Raw genomic sequence first — 17,823 nt, 5'->3', positions numbered from 1 at the left:
ATGAATGACGATCGCGACATCATCGATGTAAATAGCAGCAGCTCTACCGAGGTCGAGGGCCTGAAGGCCTGGGGCTGGGTCAGCTATCTGCTGCACCTGGTCGTGGCCGTGGCCGCGGTGCTGCCTGGCGCGCAGGTCAGTGTGCTGCTGTTGCTGATTGCAGTCGTCATCGACCTGGTCAAGCGCGATGATGCGCGCGGCACCTGGCAGGAGAGCCATTTTTCCTGGCGGCTGCGCAGCGTGCTCTGGGCCATCGTTCTCTATGCGGTGACTTTCCCGTTCTTCCTGCTGGGCCTCTTGATCTTCAACCCTGCCTGGGTGCTGATCTCCATCTGGTTCCTCTACCGCATCGTCAGCGGCATGATCGCCATGAACAAGAATCGCGCGATCCAGCCCTGAACCGCACTTGCCAGACACCCAAGCCCCCGCTTTACGGCCGGGGCTTTTTTGTTTTTGCAAGCGGTTGTGCTGCGCTGCAACAGATTCGGGGTGGCAGGCTGACACGAGTGAGGGCCTGTGCAATGCTCGCTGTGCTGGATAAGCTCCAGGACTTGCGCTGATTCGGATCGGGCATGGTGTTTTGTCCATGGATATGCCCGCTGTGCATTCTTTGTTTGCGTGAGTCCCAAGCCCCTTGCTTGGTTCATCAACCCTCACAGGATCGTGCCATGGCTGCAGAGACTTCCCACACCCTCAACCTGGCCCTGCAGGGCGGGGGATCGCATGGTGCGCTGACCTGGGGCGTGCTGGATGCATTGCTGGATGACGACGGACTGATCTTCGAAGGCATCAGCGGCACCAGCGCCGGTGCCATGAACGCCGTGGCGCTGGCCCATGGCTTCGCGCAGGCGGCCGCGCAGGAAAAGAAAGTGGACGATGCCCGTTACCTGGGGCGGCAGCTGGCGCGCCAGTCTCTGCGCGAGCTGTGGGAGGGCGTGGGCACCATGGGCAGCGTGGGCAAGATGTTCTGGGCCGCACCGTTGCCGGGCAGCAAGCAATTCATGGGCGTGCTCAACCAGTTTCTGTCGCCCTATCAGACCAATCCGCTCAATATCAACCCGCTGCGACAGCTGCTCACCCGGGTGGTGGACTTCGAGACGCTGGCGCATCCCGAGCCCCCCAGCGTGGTGCCCAAGCTCTTCATCTGCGCCACCAATGTGCGCACGGGTGCCGGCAAGATCTTCAAGGGCGAGCAGGTGACGGCAGACGCCATCATGGCATCGGCCTGCCTGCCGCAGCTGTTCAAGGCGGTGGAGATTGACGGGGAGTGCTACTGGGACGGCGGGTTCTCGGGCAATCCGGCCCTGTATCCGCTGATTTACGAGACCAGGAGCAGGGATATCCTGCTGGTGCAGATCAATCCCAAGGAGTCCGATGTCTCGCCCGATACGGCCCGCGAGATCATGGATCGCATGAGCGAAATCACCTTCAACGCCAGCTTGCTGGCCGAGCTGCGTGCCATCGAGTTCGTGGTCAAGCTGCTGGAGCAAAAGCGCCTGGACCCCGAGCGCTACAAGCATGTGCTGATGCACCGCATCGACGGGGGCTCCGTGCTCAAGCCTTTTGGCGCCTCGAGCAAGGTGCGCGCAGACATGGGCATGGTGCGCAAGCTGTTCGAGCTGGGCCGGGAGCGCGGCCAGCAATGGCTGCAGCTCAATCGCGAGCACCTTGGCGTCAAACAGACGCTGCGATTCAACGAGAATATAGGATAGTCCCCTGAGGCCTCCTCAGGGGATGACGCCCTTGTCTGCTTTATGGGCCATGGGCAAGGCAGGGCGCCTGGAATACTGAACTGTCGAGATACAAGAGACCATGCACGACCACGATTACGACCCCCATTGCATTTTCTGCCGCATCGCCAAAGGGGAGATTCCTTCGCGCAAGGTGTATGAAGACGAGGAGCTGTTCGCCTTCCATGACATTCACCCTGGTGCGCCTGTGCACTTCCTGGTGATTCCCAAGAAACACATACCCTCCATGGCCCAGGTCGGCGCCGAGGATGTGCCCCTGCTGGGTCGCATGATGGCGCTGGCTCCCAAGCTGGCGATGGAGCAGGGCTGCAACCCTTATCCCGATGGCGGTTTCCGCATCGTGGTCAACACCGGCAGCGAAGGCGGGCAGGAAGTGCACCATCTGCACCTGCACGTCATGGGCGGCCCGCGCCCCTGGCTCAAGGGCTGATCCGGCGGCGCAGCGAGCCTGCACGCGGCGATAGAGCTGTGCGCTGCAGGCTTTTTGGGTGATTGATTCGTATCTGTCACAAGCCCCGTCTAAAATGGTTTGCAATTTCTAGGAGATTCTCATGGGCTCGTTTTCTATCTGGCACTGGGCGATCGTGCTGCTCATCGTGGTTCTGGTGTTCGGCACCAAGAAGCTCAAGAACATCGGCTCCGACCTGGGCGGCGCCGTCAAGGGCTTCAAGGACGGCATGAAGGACGGCGCGACTGACGCCGACGCCAACGCTGCGACCGGCCAAGTGGCCAACCAGCAGGCTGCCGAAAAGGCCACCATCGACGTGGAAGCCAAGCAAAAGAGCTGATCGCGGCAGGACTGACATTTAGATGTTTGATATTGGCCTGTCCAAAATGGCGCTGATCGGTGCCGTGGCCCTGGTGGTCATCGGTCCCGAGAAACTGCCGCGCGTGGCCCGCATGGTGGGCACCTTGCTTGGCAGGGCACAGCGCTATGTGTCCGACGTCAAGGCCGAGGTCAACCGCTCCATGGAGCTCGATGAGCTGCGCAAGATGAAGGACACGGTCGAGACTGCCGCGCGGGACGTGGAGTCCAGCATGCGCAATCAGGCCTCCGATCTTGAAAAGGACTGGAGCGATGCGACCAAGGACCTGCGCGACGACTCGAACATGACTTCAGCTTCGTCCTTCGGCTCCTATGACGCAGAGGGTGGCTACACCGGTCTGGATACGCACAGCAGCGTGGTGCCCAGCTATCGCCATCCGCGCAAGAACTGGCGCATCAAGCGCGGTGCCGTGCCCCAGTGGTACAAGGCCCGTGCCGGGGTACGCAGCAAGGTCCAGTCGGGTGCGGCACGCGTGGCGCGCTTTCGCCCCAAGAAGTTCCATTGAACATGCAGCTCAGCAGCCTGCCGGCCGCAAGGTCGGCCATGGCCGGCCCAAGGGGGTCGGCTCTGCTGCCCGCATGTCGCTCTTTGCCCGTGATCCGCGGGCGTTGTTGTTTCTCAAGCGTGTGGAGCCGATCGGGCTCCGACGCGGTTTTGCACCATGTCCGAACCCTCTAAAGAAGACGAACTCGCCGGCACGGAGCAGCCGTTTGTCCAGCACCTGATGGAGCTGCGTGACCGCCTGCTCTACAGCCTGTATGGCGTTTTGATCGGCGTCGGGCTGCTGATGTTCTGGCCGGGCCCCGATGGCCTGATCGACTTCATCGCCCTGCCCATCAAGGAGCATATGCCGCCCGGCGCCAAGCTGATTGCGGTGGGCGTTTTCTCGCCCTTCTTTGTGCCGCTCAAGGTGCTGATGATGGTGGCCGTGCTGCTGGCGCTGCCCTGGATCATGTACCAGATCTGGGCCTTTGTGGCACCGGGCCTGTACAGCCACGAGAAGAAGTTCGCCCTGCCGCTGATCCTGTTCGGCAGCTTGCTGGCCTATGCCGGCATTGCCTTCGTACAGTTCTTTGTGCTGGGCAATATGTTCAAGTTCATCCAGCACTTCACGCCGGCCAGCGTGGCGGCAACGCCCGACATCGCCTCGTATGTGGAAGCGATTCTGTCGCTTTACATCGCTTTTGCGGCGGCTTTCCAGGTGCCCATCGTGGTGATGCTGCTGGTGCGCTTTGGCCTGGTGGAGATTGAAAAGCTCAAGGCCTTTCGCGGCTATTTCGTGGTGCTGGCCTTTGTGATTGCGGCCGTCATCACGCCGCCCGATGTGATTTCCCAGCTGGCCCTGGCCTTGCCCATGTGCCTGCTCTACGAGATCGGCATTCTGGGGGCCGGCTGGTTCAGCCGGGTATCGCGTGCGCCCGATGCCGAGGAAGGCACGGGCACGGAAGTGGAAAAATCCACTGACGGCCACTGATCTTCGTTCCCGACCTCCTGCAAAGCCCTTGAAGCGATTCAAGGGCTTTTGTTTTGATAGCTGTCAGAGCTTTACCTGCAAGCGTTAGAGCCGTATTTTCTAATGGTATGTGATGGCCCGCTGCAGCCTGCAACAGGCCGCACCATGAAAAAAGCCAGCGACCGGCGCTGGCTGGTGGACTTGTTGGCAGTACCCGTCAACGACGGGGACGGCTCTGCTGCTGCAAGGTGCTGGCTGCTGGGCGGGCTCCCGGAGTGATGTCCAGCATGACTTCGCTGTCGCCGCGGCGCACATCGAACTTGGCGGCTTCGCCGGGCTTGAGCGAGGCCACGGCCGTCAGCAGCTCGGAGACATTGCGGGTCGCGGTCTCGCCCACCTTGACGATCACGTCGCCGGGGCGCATGCCGGCCTGGGCGGCGGGGCCGGCCTGCAGCACGCCGGTGATGATGACGCCGGCATCGGCCTTGACGCCAAAGGTCTCGGCCAGCTCGGGTGAGAGTTCGTTGGGCTCCACGCCGATCCAGCCGCGCGTGACCTTGCCGTCCTTGACGATGCCGTCCAGCACCATCTTGGCTGTGGAGACGGGAATCGCGAACCCGATGCCCATGCTGCCGCCAGAGCGCGAGTAGATGGCCGTGTTGATGCCCAGCAGATTGCCGTTGGCATCCACCAGCGCACCGCCGGAGTTGCCGGGGTTGATGGCAGCGTCGGTCTGGATGAAGTTCTCGAAGGTGTTGATGCCCAGCTGGCTGCGGCCCAGAGCGCTGATGATGCCGCTGGTCACTGTCTGGCCCACGCCGAAGGGGTTGCCGATGGCCAGCACGCGGTCGCCCACAGCGACCTGATCGGAGTTGCCCAGCACGATGACGGGCAGCTTGTCGAGCTCGATCTTGAGAATGGCCAGATCGGTCTCGGGGTCTGTTCCAATGATCTTGGCCTTGGCCTGACGGCTATCGGTCAGCGTGACCTCGATATCGTCGGCGCCTTCCACCACATGGTTGTTGGTGAGGATGTAGCCATCTTGACTGATGATGACGCCGCTACCCAAACCAGATTGCTCTTGCGGACCCTGATCGCCAAAGAAGAACTGGAACCAGGGGTCGTTGGCGCGCGGGTGGCGAACCGCCTTGCTGGTGTTGATGCTGACCACGGCGGGCGAGGCTTTGCGCGCGGCAGGCGCAAAGCTGCCGGGAGCGACTTCACCCGCTGGAGTGGATGGAGCCTGCAGCAGCGAAACACCGGCACTGCTACGGATATTTCCGCGCTGAAGCCAAGTGGGCTGTAGGGTAGCCACTACAAAATAGATAGCCACCAGCACGGTGACGACCTGCGAAAACAGCAACCAGGTGCGTTTCATGTAATGCGTATAGGTAGTGAGGGGAACAAGCCCACATTGTGAAGCATGGCTGCGCCAGGCGTCGAAGCGAACATTTGCTTGCAAGCAAATGCATAACGCAAAGCTTTGCAGAATGCAGGGCCCATGGCTATAGGACTGCAAGCACCTAAAGTTTTATGTGTCCAGGATATATGAGTGGAAACCCTAGAATGTTTTTTCGACTGCGCTTACGCCGCCGTTACTGAAGTGACTGCCCACAAGGTGCTCAATTCAGTCTGGTGTGGCTTTGCATCTGAAGCCCGCCGCAATCGGTCTGCCACTGCACGTTGACCCGTGATCAGCGGCCTTATCCGCGCTGTCCTGTTGTTCGATCTAGGAAACACCATGACTACGCTTGACCACGCTGCATCGGCTGACGCGCCGGCTGCAGCGCCGAATCGTCTCCTGAACCGGGAGGACTACAAGACCCTGGGCTTATCGGCCCTGGGCGGAACGCTGGAGTTTTACGACTTCGTGGTGTTCGTCTTTTTTGCCAATGTGATCGGCAGCCTGTTCTTTCCAGCCTCGCTGCCGGAGTGGATGCGCCAGCTGCAGACGCTGGGCATTTTCGCGGCCGGTTATCTGGCGCGCCCCATCGGCGGCATCTTGATTGCCCACTTCGGCGACATCCTGGGCCGCAAGAAGATGTTCACGCTGTCGGTGTTCCTGATGGCCGTGCCCACACTGGTCATCGGCCTGCTGCCGACTTATGAAACCATAGGCTTGGCCGCTCCTATCCTGCTGCTGCTGATGCGCGTGATGCAAGGTGCTGCCATCGGCGGTGAAATGCCCGGTGCCTGGGTGTTCGTGGCCGAGCATGCTCCCCAGAAGCGTTACGGCTTTGCGATCGGCGCACTGACCTCCGGCATTACCGGCGGCATTTTCCTGGGCTCCATCATCGGGGTGTGGCTCAACAGCACCTACAGCCAGGGCGAGATCCACGACTGGGCCTGGCGCCTGCCCTTCATCCTGGGCGGTGTCTTCGGTCTGGTGTCGGTGTATCTGCGCAAGTTTCTGCACGAGACCCCCATCTTCAAGGAACTGCAGGCCCGCAAGGCCGCTGACCGCGAACTGCCGATCAAGACCATCCTGCGCGACCACCGGGAAGCCTGCGTTGTCGTGGCACTGATGACCTGGGTGCTGTCCACGGCGATCGTGGTGGTGATTCTGTTCACACCAGCCTATCTGCAAAAGGTGTTCCACATCGAACCTGCCATGGCCCTGAAGGCCAATGCCGTGGCGACCGTGACGCTGACCATAGGTTGCGTGTTCTGGGGCTGGCTGTCCGACAAGATTGGTACCAAGCTGACCATGCTCATCGGTTGGGGCGGCATGACGGCCACGGCCTATCTGTTCTACCTGAACCTGCCTGGCAACGAGGCGTCTCTGATCTGCAACTATGCGACCGTGGGCTTCTTCGTGGGCTCCATCTCGCTGCTGCCCGTGGTGGGCGTGCGGGCCTTCCCGCCCGAGGTGCGCTTCACCGGTCTGTCCTTCTCCTACAACATGGCCTATGCCGTGTTCGGCGGTCTGACACCGATGCTGGTGTCCGTGTGGCAGCAGGTGGATGTGATGGCTCCCGCCCACTATGTGGCGGCCATGGGCGTGCTGGGCATGGCCATGGGCTTCTGGCCTCTGGCCTGCAAGGGCTGGCAAGCCAAGAAGGCTTGAAGTCACTTGTTCTGATAAAAAAGGGCAGCTCTGAGCTGCCCTTTTTACGTCTGTCAAAGCCTTGCTGGCCGGGTCTGCGTGCGGGCTTGGGCACAATCGAGCCATGAGCATTGAGCGAAACACCCTGTTATCCGTTTTCAACGGGCTGCTGCAGCCCGAACGTTTCAAGGACTACGGACCCAACGGCCTGCAGGTCGAAGGCAAGGGCGAGATTCGTCGTATCGTCAGCGGTGTGACGGCCAGTCGCGCCTTGATCGAGGCGGCGATCGAGGCCGGGGCCGATGCCGTCTTCGTGCACCACGGTCTGTTCTGGCGCGGCATGGATGGTCGCATCACGGGCTGGCTCAAGGAGCGCATCCGTCTGCTGCTGGCGCATGACATCAATCTGTTTGCCTATCACCTGCCGCTGGATGCCCATGCCGAACTGGGCAATAACGCGCAACTGGGTGCCAGGCTCGGCGTGCGGGGCCAGGCGGCCTTTGGCGAGCAGAACCTGGGCTGGCTGGCCGATGTGGACTTTGCCGATGCCGCCGCCCTGGCAGGGCATGTGCAAAGCGTGCTGGGGCGCAAGGTGACGCTGGCCGGTGCGCAAGAGCACAAGCCGATCCGCAGGCTGGCCTGGTGCACCGGAGGGGCGCAGGGCTTTTTCGAGTCCGCGATTGCCGCCGGCGCCGATGCCTATATCACCGGCGAGATCTCCGAGCCCCAGATGCATCTGGCACGCGAGATGGGCGTGAGCTTTATCGCTGCCGGCCATCATGCGACCGAGCGCTACGGCGCGCCGGCCGTGGCGGCCCATGTAGCCCGGGAGTGCGGGCTGGAGCACCGCTTCATCGATATCGACAACCCGGCCTGATCCGCCTCGGCCTTTCACTTTGATGACTGCAAGCACTTTGGAACAGGGGGCTTGCGGCAACTCTGATGCCTATGTCTGTCATTGCTTCAACCCAAACCATCGCCATCACCCAGGGCGACTGCGCAGGCATAGGGCCTGAAATCATCGCCAAGGCCTTCCGGGCTGCGCCGCAGGCCATGCGTGGCTGTTTTGTGGTGGGTGAGTTGCAGACTCTGCGCCGTGCCACAGCGCTGGCCGCCCGGGCCGCTGACGGCGATCAGGCCATCGCCCAGCCCGTGGTGGTGATCGATGAGCCGGGCGAAGCCTGGTCTGTTCCGGAGGGTGCTGTTGCACTGCTGAACCTGCCGGGGCTGGCGGGGCCTCAGCCCTATGGTCGGATTTGCGCGGCTGCCGGGCAGGCCGCGGCGCAATGCGTGGTCTGGGCCGCGCAGGCGGCTTTGCGTGGCGAGATTGCCGCCATGGTTACGGCTCCCTTGCATAAAGAGGCACTGCATCTGGCCGGCGTGACTTTTCCTGGGCATACGGAGCTGCTGCAGGCCGAGGCGGCCGTCCATGCGGGCGTTTCGCTGGAGCAGATGCCGGTGCGCATGATGCTGGCCAATGACGAGTTGCGCACCGTGCTGGTCAGCATCCATGTCTCGCTGCGCGAGGCCATCGAGGCCGTGACCGGGCCGCAGATTCTGCAGACCTTGCGCATCACGCATCAGGCGCTGGGCAGGAACCTGGGGCGCGCGCCTCGTATTGCCGTGGCAGGGCTCAATCCGCATGCGGGCGAGGGCGGCATCTTCGGACGTGAGGAAATCGAAATCATTGCCCCGGCGATCGCGGCAGCGCAGGCCGAAGGCATGAATGTGCAGGGACCGTTTGCGCCGGACACGGTCTTCATGCGGGCGCGAAATACGCCGGCCCACCCGGGTGAATTCGATGTGGTGTTGGCGATGTACCACGACCAAGGGTTGATCCCAGTCAAATATTTGGGTGTGGAAAAAGGCGTCAATGTGACCCTGGGTTTGCCGTTGGTACGCACCAGTCCCGACCATGGCACGGCTTTTGATATTGCCGGTCAGGGCGTGGCCGATGAGGCCAGCCTGCTTGAAGCCGTGCATATGGCCCGCAGCCTGGCGAGTTGATGGGACTTCAACTGCGGGTTCACCAGTCGTCAATGCTTCAGGCATCCAGGCACTTGCAGGAAGGATTCATGCATTGTGCTGGGTCGCGCCGAATGCTCGATGCCATGAAAAAAGCCTGCTGGAGGTCAGCAGGCTTTTTCTCACTGGGCTGAACGCTCTCAGGCCTTGCGATTGAGGCTGTCGCGGATCTCGCGCAGCAGCTGAATGTCTTCGGGCGTAGCGGGCGCTTGCTCCGGTGCAGGCGGAGCCTCGCGTTTGAGGCGGTTTATCTGTTTGACCATCATGAAAATGATGAAGGCCAGAATCACGAAGTTCACCGCAACCGTGATGAAGTTGCCATAGGCAAATACGGGAATGCCGGCTTTTTTCAGTGCATCCAGAGTGCGTGGAACTCCTTCGGGCATGGTGCCCAGAACGACGAATAGGTTGGAAAAATCCAGCTTGCCAAAGAACAGGCCCACCAGAGGCATGATGAGGTCGTTGACCACGGAATCAACGATTTTCCCGAACGCGCCGCCGATGATCACGCCCACGGCAAGATCCATGACGTTTCCCTTGATTGCGAACTCGCGGAATTCTTGCATCATGCCCATAAGCAGTTCCAGTCACTAAGAGTTTGAGATAGCGCAGTATTGCGTGACTTTGGCGGTTGTCAACGTCGGACTGGGGCTGGAATAACCATAACCCCACCGCTAGAATTTGCAGTTGACCCCAAATCAAGCGATGTACTTCGAGGAAATCCATGAGTGACTCTCCAGTCGACTCCAGCAAGCGCACGTGGATCATCACGTCAGCATGTGCTGGTGCCGTGGGCGGTGTGGCAACGGCCGTCCCTTTCGTGAGCTCCTTCCAGCCTTCTGAAAAAGCCAAAGCAGCAGGCGCTGCGGTAGAGGTGGATATCTCCAATCTCAAGGATGGTGAGAAGCTCACCGTCGAGTGGCGTGGCAAGCCGGTGTGGATCATCAAGCGCACACCCGAGCAGCTCAAGGACTTGCCCGGCCTCGATGGCGAACTGGCAGACCCGACCTCGGCGCGTCATCCCGAAGAGTTCACTCCTCCCTATGCGCGCAATGAAGCGCGCTCCATCAAGCCTGAAATCCTGGTGGTCGTGGGCATCTGCACGCATCTGGGCTGCTCTCCCACCGACAAGTTCGTCGCCGGGCCTCAGCCTTCGCTGCCTGCAGACTGGAAGGGCGGTTTCCTGTGCCCATGCCATGGCTCCACCTTTGACATGGCCGGCCGGGTGTTCAAGAACAAGCCAGCGCCGGACAACCTGCAAGTGCCGCCACATATGTATCTGTCCGACACCAAGCTGCTGATTGGTGAAGACACCAAGGCAGCCTGAGGGAGACAAGAACAATGGCTCACGAATTCAAGCAAATCGACCCGAACTCCACAACCGGAGCGAAGGCCATGAACTGGCTGGAGAACCGGTTTCCGACGGCATTCGATGCGTACCGCGTCCATATGTCGGAGTACTACGCTCCCAAGAACTTCAACTTCTGGTACATCTTCGGCTCGCTGGCGCTGCTGGTGCTGGTGATCCAGATCGTCACCGGCATCTTCCTGGTGATGCACTACAAGCCCGATGCCGAAAAGGCGTTTGCTTCGGTGGAATACATCATGCGTGATGTGCCCTGGGGCTGGCTGATCCGCTACATGCACTCCACGGGCGCCTCGGCGTTCTTTGTGGTGGTCTATCTGCATATGTTCCGCGGTCTTCTGTACGGTTCTTACCGCAAACCGCGTGAGCTGGTCTGGATCTTCGGCTGCGCCATCTTCCTGGTACTGATGGCCGAAGCCTTCATGGGCTATCTGCTGCCCTGGGGCCAGATGTCGTACTGGGGCGCCCAGGTGATCGTGAACCTGTTCTCCGCCATCCCCTTTGTCGGTCCCGATCTGGCTCTGCTGATCCGTGGCGACTATGTCGTGGGCGATGCGACTCTGAACCGCTTCTTCAGCTTCCACGTGATCGCCGTGCCTCTGGTGCTGCTGGGTCTGGTGGTTGCGCATTTGCTGGCGCTGCACGACGTGGGCTCCAACAATCCCGACGGTATCGAGATCAAGGGCCCGAATGCGCCCAAGGATGACAAGGGCCGCCCTCTGGATGGCGTGCCCTTCCATCCTTACTACACGGTGCATGACATCTTTGGCGTGACGGTGTTCCTGTTCCTGTTCTCGGCCGTGGTGTTCTTTGCGCCCGAGTTCGGCGGCTACTTCCTGGAGTACAACAACTTCATCCCTGCCGACCCGCTCAAGACGCCCAATCACATTGCCCCTGTCTGGTATTTCACGCCCTTCTATTCGATGTTGCGTGCCATCACCAGCGAGATGATGTATGTGCTGATCGCCTGCGTGGTGCTGGGTGCCGGCTACGGCATTCTCAAGTCGCGTCTGCCCGGTTTTGCCAAGGGTGCTGTCGCCATCGTGGCCCTGGGTGCCATCGCCATGATGCTGTCCATCGATGCCAAGTTCTGGGGCGTGGTCGTCATGGGTGGTGCGGTCATTATCCTGTTTGCCCTGCCCTGGCTCGATTGCAGCCCGGTCAAGTCGATCCGCTATCGCCCCAGCTGGCACAAATATGTGTATGCAGTGTTTGTGGTGAACTTCGTCGTCCTGGCCTATCTGGGGGTGCAGCCTCCGTCGCCGGTGGGCGAGAAGGTGTCGCAGGTCGGCACGCTGTTCTACTTCGGCTTCTTCCTGCTCATGCCCTGGTGGAGCCGCTTGGGTGAAACCAAGCCCGTGCCCGAGCGTGTCACCTTCAAGCCTCACTGAAGCAGGAGAGAACAAGAATGAAGAAACTGATTCTGACCCTGGTTGCAGCCCTGGGTATTGCCGGTGCAGCGCAAGCTTCTGAAGGCGGCATCCACTGGGACAAGGCGCCAGTCAACACCAGCGACACGGCATCCCTGCAAAATGGTGCCAAGATCTTTGTCAACTACTGCCTGAGCTGCCACTCCGCTGCCTTCATGCGTTTCAATCGCTTGAAGGACATCGGTCTGACCGATCAGGACATCAAGGACAATCTGTTGTTCACCACCGACAAGGTGGGTGAGACCATGAAGGCAGCCATCAATCCAAAGGAAGCCAAGGAGTGGTTCGGTGCCAACCCTCCCGACCTGACCGTGATCGCGCGCTCGCGTGCCGGCTCGGGCGGCTCGGGCGCTGATTACCTGTATACCTTCTTGCGTACTTTCTACAGGGATGACACCAAGGCCACGGGCTGGAATAATCTTGCCTTTCCCAGCGTAGGCATGCCGCATGCGCTGTGGGAGCTGCAGGGTGAGCGTCGCGCCATCTTCGAAGAGCATGACGACCATGGAACTAAGACCCAGGTCTTCAAGGGTTGGGAGCAGGTGTCTCCTGGCAAGATGAGCGCAGTGCAGTACGATCAGGCAGTTGGCGATCTGGTGAATTACCTGCAATGGATGGGGGAGCCGGCTCAGAACACCCGAACCCGTATCGGGGTGGGCGTGTTGATTTTCCTGGCCTTCTTCATCTTTATCGCTTGGCGCCTGAATGCCGCGTTCTGGAAAGACGTGAAATAGGCTTTGCCGCCGTGCAGAAGTTGTCTGCAGCCAAACCGTGTTAGTGCAGAGTGGGGTGCCGTGGGCAACCCACTCTTTTTGATTTTTAGGAGTCTCCACCATGATGGTGCTTTATTCGGGAACGACTTGCCCCTTCTCACACCGCTGCCGCTTTGTGCTGTTTGAAAAAGGCATGGATTTCGAGATCCGCGATGTGGACTTGTTCAGCAAGCCCGAAGAAATCGCCGTGATGAACCCCTATGGTCAAGTGCCAATCCTGGTCGAGCGCGACCTGATTCTGTACGAGTCCAACATCATCAACGAGTACATTGATGAGCGCTTTCCCCATCCCCAGCTGATGCCTGGCGACCCTGTGGACCGTGCCCGTGTGCGCCTGTTCCTGCTGAACTTCGAAAAGGAACTGTTCGTGCACGTGAGCGCTCTGGAAGAGCGCAACGTCAAGGGCAATGAAAAGGCTCTGGAGAAGGCTCGTGCCCATATCCGTGACCGCCTGACCCAGATGGCGCCCATCTTCCTGAAGAACAAGTACATCATGGGCGAGAACTTCTCCATGCTGGATGTGGCCATTGCTCCCCTGCTGTGGCGCCTGGACTATTACGGCATCGAGCTGTCCAAGAATGCTGCCCCTCTGCTCAAGTATGCCGAGCGCATTTTCTCGCGCCCCGCTTACATTGAAGCACTGACTCCCTCTGAAAAGGTCATGCGCAAGTAATTGCACATGAGCGCAGAGCGGGCATGTTGAAGGGCTTTCCTTCATCTGCCCGCTTTTTTGTCTTTGCAATCTTCTGGATTTGATTCGTCAGGAAATGAGATGACAGCCCCTGAAACGACTTCAACCCGTCCGTATCTGCTGCGGGCATTGTTTGAATGGTGTACCGACAATGGTTTGACGCCGCATATTGCCGTGCGCGTGGACCGCAGCACCCAGGTGCCCATGGAGTTTGTGCGTGATGGTCAAATCGTGCTCAACATCAGCTATGACGCGACCAGCGGCCTGCTGATCGGCAATGAGTATGTTGAATTCAAGGCACGCTTTGGCGGCCAGCCACGGGAAATCATGGTGCCTGTGGCGAACGTCATGGCCATCTATGCCCGCGAGACCGGCCAGGGCATGGCCTTCCCGCCCGAGGAGGACGAAGTCCCCGAGGACGACGATGCGCCATCGATGGAGGACGCCGAGCCCGACATGGAGTCGGATGAGGAGTCCTCGGCCGAGCGTGTGGTGCAACTGGTTCCCGTCAAGGCGGAAGCAGAAGCTTCCGGCGAAGATGATGCTCCTCGTACGCCGCCACCCGCAGGTGGTCGTCCGGCGCTCAAGCGTGTGAAGTAGTCCGGCCAGTGTTTTTGCCGGCAGATCGGGAAATTTCAGGATTCTTCTTTTTGGGCTGAATTTCTACGTTAGAATTCAGTCTTCGCCGGTTTAGCTCAGTTGGTAGAGCACCCGCCTTGTAAGCGGTAGGTCGTCAGTTCGAATCCGACAACCGGCACCAAACAAATAGGTCTCTTCGGAGGCCTTTTTTGTTTTTCTGCCTCTAAAAAGGTCTTGTCAGGCCTGAACCTTGATGCGGATGCTGTTGACAGCCCAGCCTTTGGTGCGCAGATGAGCCGCCATGGCCGGCAGCAATTGGCGCACTTTGGCCGCAGCAGCGTTGTTTTTCACAATCAGGCACCAGCCGTCTTCATCAATGGGGCCGGCTTGCAAGCTGGCGCGCAGCATGGGCGGAACCAGGGGTAAAACGGCTTTGAGCCGGTTGCTGGAATCCTGAGTCAGTGCTGCCAGGCGCGCCAATGTGGGAGAAGACTCCATGGCATTGATGGCAGTTACGGCGTGATGGCGGCGAACAATGGTCATGCGAGCGGCAAACAGTTGGGCAAGGGCAAGCCCGAGCTTAGCTCAGCCGGGAATGAATGCCGCAGTGCCGGCTATTTGCGCGCGCGGTGCAATCCCATACGTGCTCTTGAGTGGCGAAAAGCCAAGGCAGGCTTGCGCGGTTAGAATCATTTTTTGGTCCTGTCCCTGTTTGGGGTGCGTCAGGAGGTTTTTTCACCCATTTCGGGTGTGGCTCTTGACTGCCGCAGGGACGGCCCCATCTGAAGACCAACAATCAAGGGATTCTGGACACATTGCTTTGCGCAACAGGCAAAAAAGCAATGTGCCTTCGCACGCATGGCCACCAATTTCCTCACCAAACTGTTCGGCAGCCGCAATGACCGGTTGCTCAAGCAATACCGTAAAACAGTCGCTCGCATCAATGCGATGGAGCCTGAGTACGAAAAGCTCAGCGATGAGGCATTGCGCGCCAAGACGCAGGAGTTCAAGGACCGCGTTGCCAAGGGCGAGGCGCTGGACGAGTTGTTGCCCGAAGCCTTTGCCGTAGTGCGTGAAGGCTCCAAGCGCGTCATGAAGATGCGTCACTTCGACGTGCAGATGCTGGGCGCCATGGCGCTGCATTACGGCAAGATTGCCGAAATGCGCACCGGAGAAGGCAAGACGCTGACCGCGACGCTGCCCGTGTACCTCAATGCCCTGTCGGGCGAGGGCGTGCATGTCGTGACCGTCAACGATTACCTGGCCAATCGCGATGCCACGACCATGGCTCGCCTCTACAACTTCCTCGGCCTGTCGGTGGGCATCAACCTGCCCAATCTGTCGCGCGAACAAAAGCAGCAGGCATACAACTCCGACATCACCTACGGTACGAACAACGAATACGGCTTCGACTACCTGCGTGACAACATGGTGTACGAGCCCGGCGACCGCGTGCAGCGCGTGCTGAACTACGCCATCGTCGACGAGGTGGACTCGATCCTGATCGACGAGGCGCGTACTCCGCTGATCATCTCCGGTCCGGCCGAAGATCACACGGCCATGTACGTGGCCATGAACCAGATCGTGCCGAATCTGGTGCGTCAGGAGGGCGAAGCCGATCCCCGTACGGGTGAAGGCGTGACCAAGCCCGGCGATTTCACGGTCGATGAGAAATCCCATCAGGTCTACCTGACCGATCAAGGCTATGAAGCGGCCGAGCGCCTGCTGGCCCATGCCGGCCTGATCGCCGAAGGCTCGTCCCTGTACGACCCCTCCAACATCTCTCTGGTGCATCATCTGTACGCCGCGCTGCGTGCCAACCAGCTGTATTTCCGCGACCAGCACTATGTGGTGCAGAACGACGAAATCGTGATCGTGGACGAGTTCACCGGCCGTCTGATGGCCGGTCGTCGCTGGAGCGATGGCCTGCACCAGGCCGTGGAAGCCAAGGAAGGTGTGGCCATCCAGGCCGAGAACCAGACCATGGCCTCGATCACCTTCCAGAACTACTTCCGTCTCTACAAGAAGCTGTCGGGCATGACCGGTACGGCCGACACCGAGGCCTACGAATTCCAGGAAATCTATGGCCTGGAAACCGTGGTGGTGCCGCCCAACAAGCCCAGCAAGCGCCAGGACCAGCTCGATCGCGTCTACAAGACCACCAAGGAAAAGTACGATGCGGCGATCAAGGACATCCGCGAGTGCTACGAGCGCGGCCAGCCCGTGCTGGTCGGCACGACCTCGATCGAGAACTCCGAAATCATCGACCAGTTGCTGACGCGCGAAAAGCTGCCCCATCAGGTGCTCAACGCCAAGCAGCATGAGCGCGAGGCCGACATCATTGCCCAGGCGGGCAGCGAAGGCATGATCACCATCGCCACCAATATGGCCGGCCGTGGTACCGACATCGTTCTGGGCGGCAATATCGACAAGCAGCTCAAGGCCATCGAGAGCAACGAGGCGCTCAGCGAGACCGAGCGCCAGCAGCAGATCGAGCAACTGCGTGCCGACTGGCAAGTGGCCCACGACAAGATCGTGGCACTGGGCGGTCTGCGCATCATCGCCACCGAGCGTCATGAATCGCGCCGTATCGACAACCAACTGCGCGGCCGCTCGGGCCGCCAGGGCGACCCCGGCTCTTCGCGTTTCTATCTGAGCCTGGACGACCAGCTGATGCGCATCTTCGCGGGCGACCGAGTCAAGGCCATCATGGACCGCCTGAAGATGCCCGAAGGCGAAGCCATCGAGGCCGGCATCGTGACCCGCTCCATCGAGTCGGCGCAGCGCAAGGTCGAAGCACGCAACTTCGACATGCGCAAGCAACTGCTCGAATATGACGACGTGGCCAACGACCAGCGCAAGGTGATCTACCAGCAGCGCAACGACATTCTGGATTCCACAGACCTGAATGGCATGCTGGCCGCGATGCGCGAGGACGTGATCACCGACCTGGTGCGTCAGTACGTGCCGGCCGAGTCCATGGAAGAGCAGTGGGATGTGCCCGGCCTGGAGAAGGCGCTGGCCAGCGAATGGCAGATCGATCTTTCCTTGCAGCAGGACGTGGCGGGTTCCGAATCCATCACCGACGAAGACATTCTGGAGAAGGTCGTCAAGGCGGCCCACGATCTGTTCGACGCCAAGGTGGCCATGATCGGCCAGGAGAACTTCACGCAATTCCAGCGTGCCGTGCTGCTGCAGAGCTTCGACACCAACTGGCGCGACCACCTGGCCGCGCTGGACTATCTGCGCCAGGGCATTCACCTGCGCGGCTATGCCCAGAAGCAGCCCAAGCAGGAATACAAGCGCGAGGCTTTCGAGCTGTTCCGCCAGCTGATCGATCAGGTCAAGACCGAAGTCACCCGCGTACTGATGACGGTCCAGGTCCGCTCGCGCGAAGAGATGGACGAAGCCGCCGTCGCCATGAACGAGCGCGGTGCGCAGAGCCTGGAGCACATGAGTTATGCCTCGCCCTCGGAAACCGAAGGCATGAGCATCGAGGACGACGTGATGCTGGCCGAGCCTCTGGCCATGCCCGAGGGCGTGCACGTGGGCCGCAACGACCCTTGCCCTTGCGGTAGCGGCAAGAAGTTCAAGCTTTGCCACGGCAAGCTGTCCTGACCCCCTGAGGCGCTTGGCGCCTTGCTCCAAGGGGAACTCACGGCCCAGCCGTGAGGATGGCTCTGGCTTGGGTAGTGCGTCTCAAGCTGCATTTACAACACGGGCATTGGCCCGTGTTTGCATTTGTGCGTTGGCTTTTTACTCGGGCAATGCCAGTAAAGCCTGAGGTCGGCTTGATTGTTCCGATAATGGGGAACGTTTTAACTTTCGACCCCTAGGCTGCTGCACGGGGCGCGCTCTTGGCCGGAGACATCGAGCAAGAGC

The 17,823-nt window shown here is 60.3% G+C and carries 18 protein-coding genes and 1 tRNA gene; 16 read left to right on the top strand and 3 right to left on the bottom strand.

Translation table 11 applies throughout. The features are described from left to right. From JAO85_RS08465 to tatC, 6 genes are all read left to right on the top strand, one after another. Complete coding sequence (locus JAO85_RS08465) at positions 1 to 399, top strand: hypothetical protein (protein WP_003062140.1); 399 nt, start codon at positions 1 to 3, stop codon at positions 397 to 399. A gap of 269 nt (positions 400 to 668) precedes the next feature. Further along, positions 669 to 1,712, top strand: coding sequence for a patatin-like phospholipase family protein (locus tag JAO85_RS08460; RefSeq protein WP_202787880.1), 1,044 nt, complete (start codon positions 669 to 671; stop codon positions 1,710 to 1,712). Positions 1,713 to 1,812: 100 nt separating this feature from the next. Beyond that, a complete protein-coding gene (locus tag JAO85_RS08455) occupies positions 1,813 to 2,181 on the top strand; it encodes a histidine triad nucleotide-binding protein (RefSeq protein WP_003062146.1) in 369 nt (122 codons plus the stop codon). A 121-nt stretch (positions 2,182 to 2,302) separates the two neighbouring features. After that, positions 2,303 to 2,539, top strand: coding sequence for a Sec-independent protein translocase subunit TatA (gene tatA / locus JAO85_RS08450; protein ID WP_003058595.1), 237 nt, complete (start codon positions 2,303 to 2,305; stop codon positions 2,537 to 2,539). A gap of 22 nt (positions 2,540 to 2,561) precedes the next feature. Continuing rightward, positions 2,562 to 3,083 (top strand): Sec-independent protein translocase protein TatB, encoded by a 522-nt coding sequence (tatB, locus tag JAO85_RS08445; protein WP_167006329.1) that lies wholly within the window; start codon positions 2,562 to 2,564, stop codon positions 3,081 to 3,083. Positions 3,084 to 3,239: 156 nt separating this feature from the next. Next, on the top strand, positions 3,240 to 4,052 hold the full coding sequence (tatC, locus tag JAO85_RS08440; protein WP_034361342.1) for a twin-arginine translocase subunit TatC: 813 nt from the start codon (positions 3,240 to 3,242) through the stop codon (positions 4,050 to 4,052). Between the two features lie 196 nt (positions 4,053 to 4,248). On the opposite strand, the gene JAO85_RS08435 is transcribed toward tatC, so the two are convergent. Next, the gene (locus tag JAO85_RS08435; RefSeq protein WP_039049604.1) at positions 4,249 to 5,409 is read right to left on the bottom strand and encodes a Do family serine endopeptidase; all 1,161 of its coding nucleotides are present in this window, start codon (positions 5,407 to 5,409) and stop codon (positions 4,249 to 4,251) included. Between the two features lie 363 nt (positions 5,410 to 5,772). Here JAO85_RS08435 and JAO85_RS08430 point away from each other — a divergent pair, with 363 nt between their 5' ends. From JAO85_RS08430 to pdxA, 3 genes are all read left to right on the top strand, one after another. Further along, entirely contained in the window at positions 5,773 to 7,098 is a 1,326-nt protein-coding gene (locus JAO85_RS08430; RefSeq protein WP_202787879.1) for an MFS transporter, read from the top strand. 103 nt (positions 7,099 to 7,201) lie between these two features. Continuing rightward, entirely contained in the window at positions 7,202 to 7,954 is a 753-nt protein-coding gene (locus JAO85_RS08425) for a Nif3-like dinuclear metal center hexameric protein (RefSeq protein ID WP_202787878.1), read from the top strand. A gap of 71 nt (positions 7,955 to 8,025) precedes the next feature. Next, positions 8,026 to 9,084: a 4-hydroxythreonine-4-phosphate dehydrogenase PdxA gene (pdxA, locus tag JAO85_RS08420; protein ID WP_080771220.1), complete on the top strand. Its 1,059-nt coding sequence runs from the start codon at positions 8,026 to 8,028 to the stop codon at positions 9,082 to 9,084. A 158-nt stretch (positions 9,085 to 9,242) separates the two neighbouring features. Here the strand turns inward: pdxA and mscL are convergent, their stop codons facing one another. Continuing rightward, the gene (gene mscL / locus JAO85_RS08415; RefSeq protein ID WP_003062168.1) at positions 9,243 to 9,677 is read right to left on the bottom strand and encodes a large conductance mechanosensitive channel protein MscL; all 435 of its coding nucleotides are present in this window, start codon (positions 9,675 to 9,677) and stop codon (positions 9,243 to 9,245) included. Between the two features lie 149 nt (positions 9,678 to 9,826). Between mscL and petA the strand changes: the two genes are divergently transcribed. The 6 genes from petA to JAO85_RS08385 all read left to right on the top strand — a co-directional run bounded on the left by petA (position 9,827) and on the right by JAO85_RS08385 (position 14,122). Further along, entirely contained in the window at positions 9,827 to 10,429 is a 603-nt protein-coding gene (gene petA / locus JAO85_RS08410; RefSeq protein ID WP_003062170.1) for a ubiquinol-cytochrome c reductase iron-sulfur subunit, read from the top strand. Between the two features lie 14 nt (positions 10,430 to 10,443). Continuing rightward, positions 10,444 to 11,859 carry a cytochrome bc complex cytochrome b subunit gene (locus tag JAO85_RS08405; RefSeq protein ID WP_202787877.1) on the top strand — a complete coding sequence of 472 codons (1,416 nt, stop codon included), beginning with the start codon at positions 10,444 to 10,446 and terminating at the stop codon, positions 11,857 to 11,859. Positions 11,860 to 11,876: 17 nt separating this feature from the next. Beyond that, positions 11,877 to 12,632, top strand: coding sequence for a cytochrome c1 (locus tag JAO85_RS08400; RefSeq protein WP_003062174.1), 756 nt, complete (start codon positions 11,877 to 11,879; stop codon positions 12,630 to 12,632). Between the two features lie 100 nt (positions 12,633 to 12,732). Beyond that, positions 12,733 to 13,344 carry a glutathione S-transferase N-terminal domain-containing protein gene (locus tag JAO85_RS08395; RefSeq protein WP_003058564.1) on the top strand — a complete coding sequence of 204 codons (612 nt, stop codon included), beginning with the start codon at positions 12,733 to 12,735 and terminating at the stop codon, positions 13,342 to 13,344. A 99-nt stretch (positions 13,345 to 13,443) separates the two neighbouring features. After that, positions 13,444 to 13,962 carry a ClpXP protease specificity-enhancing factor gene (locus tag JAO85_RS08390; RefSeq protein WP_034357512.1) on the top strand — a complete coding sequence of 173 codons (519 nt, stop codon included), beginning with the start codon at positions 13,444 to 13,446 and terminating at the stop codon, positions 13,960 to 13,962. A gap of 84 nt (positions 13,963 to 14,046) precedes the next feature. Next, a tRNA-Thr gene (locus JAO85_RS08385) sits at positions 14,047 to 14,122 on the top strand. A 56-nt stretch (positions 14,123 to 14,178) separates the two neighbouring features. Here JAO85_RS08385 and JAO85_RS08380 read toward each other — a convergent pair. Continuing rightward, a complete protein-coding gene (locus JAO85_RS08380; RefSeq protein ID WP_003062178.1) occupies positions 14,179 to 14,484 on the bottom strand; it encodes a hypothetical protein in 306 nt (101 codons plus the stop codon). 315 nt (positions 14,485 to 14,799) lie between these two features. Between JAO85_RS08380 and secA the strand changes: the two genes are divergently transcribed. Further along, entirely contained in the window at positions 14,800 to 17,559 is a 2,760-nt protein-coding gene (secA, locus tag JAO85_RS08375) for a preprotein translocase subunit SecA (protein ID WP_003062180.1), read from the top strand. The last annotated feature ends 264 nt before the right edge of the window (positions 17,560 to 17,823 follow it).

The sequence above is a fragment of the Comamonas sp. NyZ500 genome, assembly GCF_016772095.1.
Taxonomy (GTDB): domain Bacteria; phylum Pseudomonadota; class Gammaproteobacteria; order Burkholderiales; family Burkholderiaceae_C; genus Comamonas; species Comamonas thiooxydans.
This window is presented reverse-complemented; position numbering and strand designations above follow the sequence as displayed.

Coding starts and splice junctions, on each gene's coding strand:
- JAO85_RS08405 (WP_202787877.1), top strand. CDS start 10,444: ATGGCTCACGAATTCAAGCAAATCGACCCGAACTCCACAACCGGAGCG.
- tatC (WP_034361342.1), top strand. CDS start 3,240: ATGTCCGAACCCTCTAAAGAAGACGAACTCGCCGGCACGGAGCAGCCG.
- JAO85_RS08430 (WP_202787879.1), top strand. CDS start 5,773: ATGACTACGCTTGACCACGCTGCATCGGCTGACGCGCCGGCTGCAGCG.
- JAO85_RS08460 (WP_202787880.1), top strand. CDS start 669: ATGGCTGCAGAGACTTCCCACACCCTCAACCTGGCCCTGCAGGGCGGG.
- JAO85_RS08380 (WP_003062178.1), bottom strand. CDS start 14,484: ATGACCATTGTTCGCCGCCATCACGCCGTAACTGCCATCAATGCCATG.
- JAO85_RS08390 (WP_034357512.1), top strand. CDS start 13,444: ATGACAGCCCCTGAAACGACTTCAACCCGTCCGTATCTGCTGCGGGCA.
- tatA (WP_003058595.1), top strand. CDS start 2,303: ATGGGCTCGTTTTCTATCTGGCACTGGGCGATCGTGCTGCTCATCGTG.
- pdxA (WP_080771220.1), top strand. CDS start 8,026: ATGTCTGTCATTGCTTCAACCCAAACCATCGCCATCACCCAGGGCGAC.
- tatB (WP_167006329.1), top strand. CDS start 2,562: ATGTTTGATATTGGCCTGTCCAAAATGGCGCTGATCGGTGCCGTGGCC.
- JAO85_RS08465 (WP_003062140.1), top strand. CDS start 1: ATGAATGACGATCGCGACATCATCGATGTAAATAGCAGCAGCTCTACC.
- petA (WP_003062170.1), top strand. CDS start 9,827: ATGAGTGACTCTCCAGTCGACTCCAGCAAGCGCACGTGGATCATCACG.
- secA (WP_003062180.1), top strand. CDS start 14,800: ATGGCCACCAATTTCCTCACCAAACTGTTCGGCAGCCGCAATGACCGG.
- JAO85_RS08400 (WP_003062174.1), top strand. CDS start 11,877: ATGAAGAAACTGATTCTGACCCTGGTTGCAGCCCTGGGTATTGCCGGT.
- JAO85_RS08425 (WP_202787878.1), top strand. CDS start 7,202: ATGAGCATTGAGCGAAACACCCTGTTATCCGTTTTCAACGGGCTGCTG.
- JAO85_RS08395 (WP_003058564.1), top strand. CDS start 12,733: ATGATGGTGCTTTATTCGGGAACGACTTGCCCCTTCTCACACCGCTGC.
- mscL (WP_003062168.1), bottom strand. CDS start 9,677: ATGGGCATGATGCAAGAATTCCGCGAGTTCGCAATCAAGGGAAACGTC.
- JAO85_RS08435 (WP_039049604.1), bottom strand. CDS start 5,409: ATGAAACGCACCTGGTTGCTGTTTTCGCAGGTCGTCACCGTGCTGGTG.
- JAO85_RS08455 (WP_003062146.1), top strand. CDS start 1,813: ATGCACGACCACGATTACGACCCCCATTGCATTTTCTGCCGCATCGCC.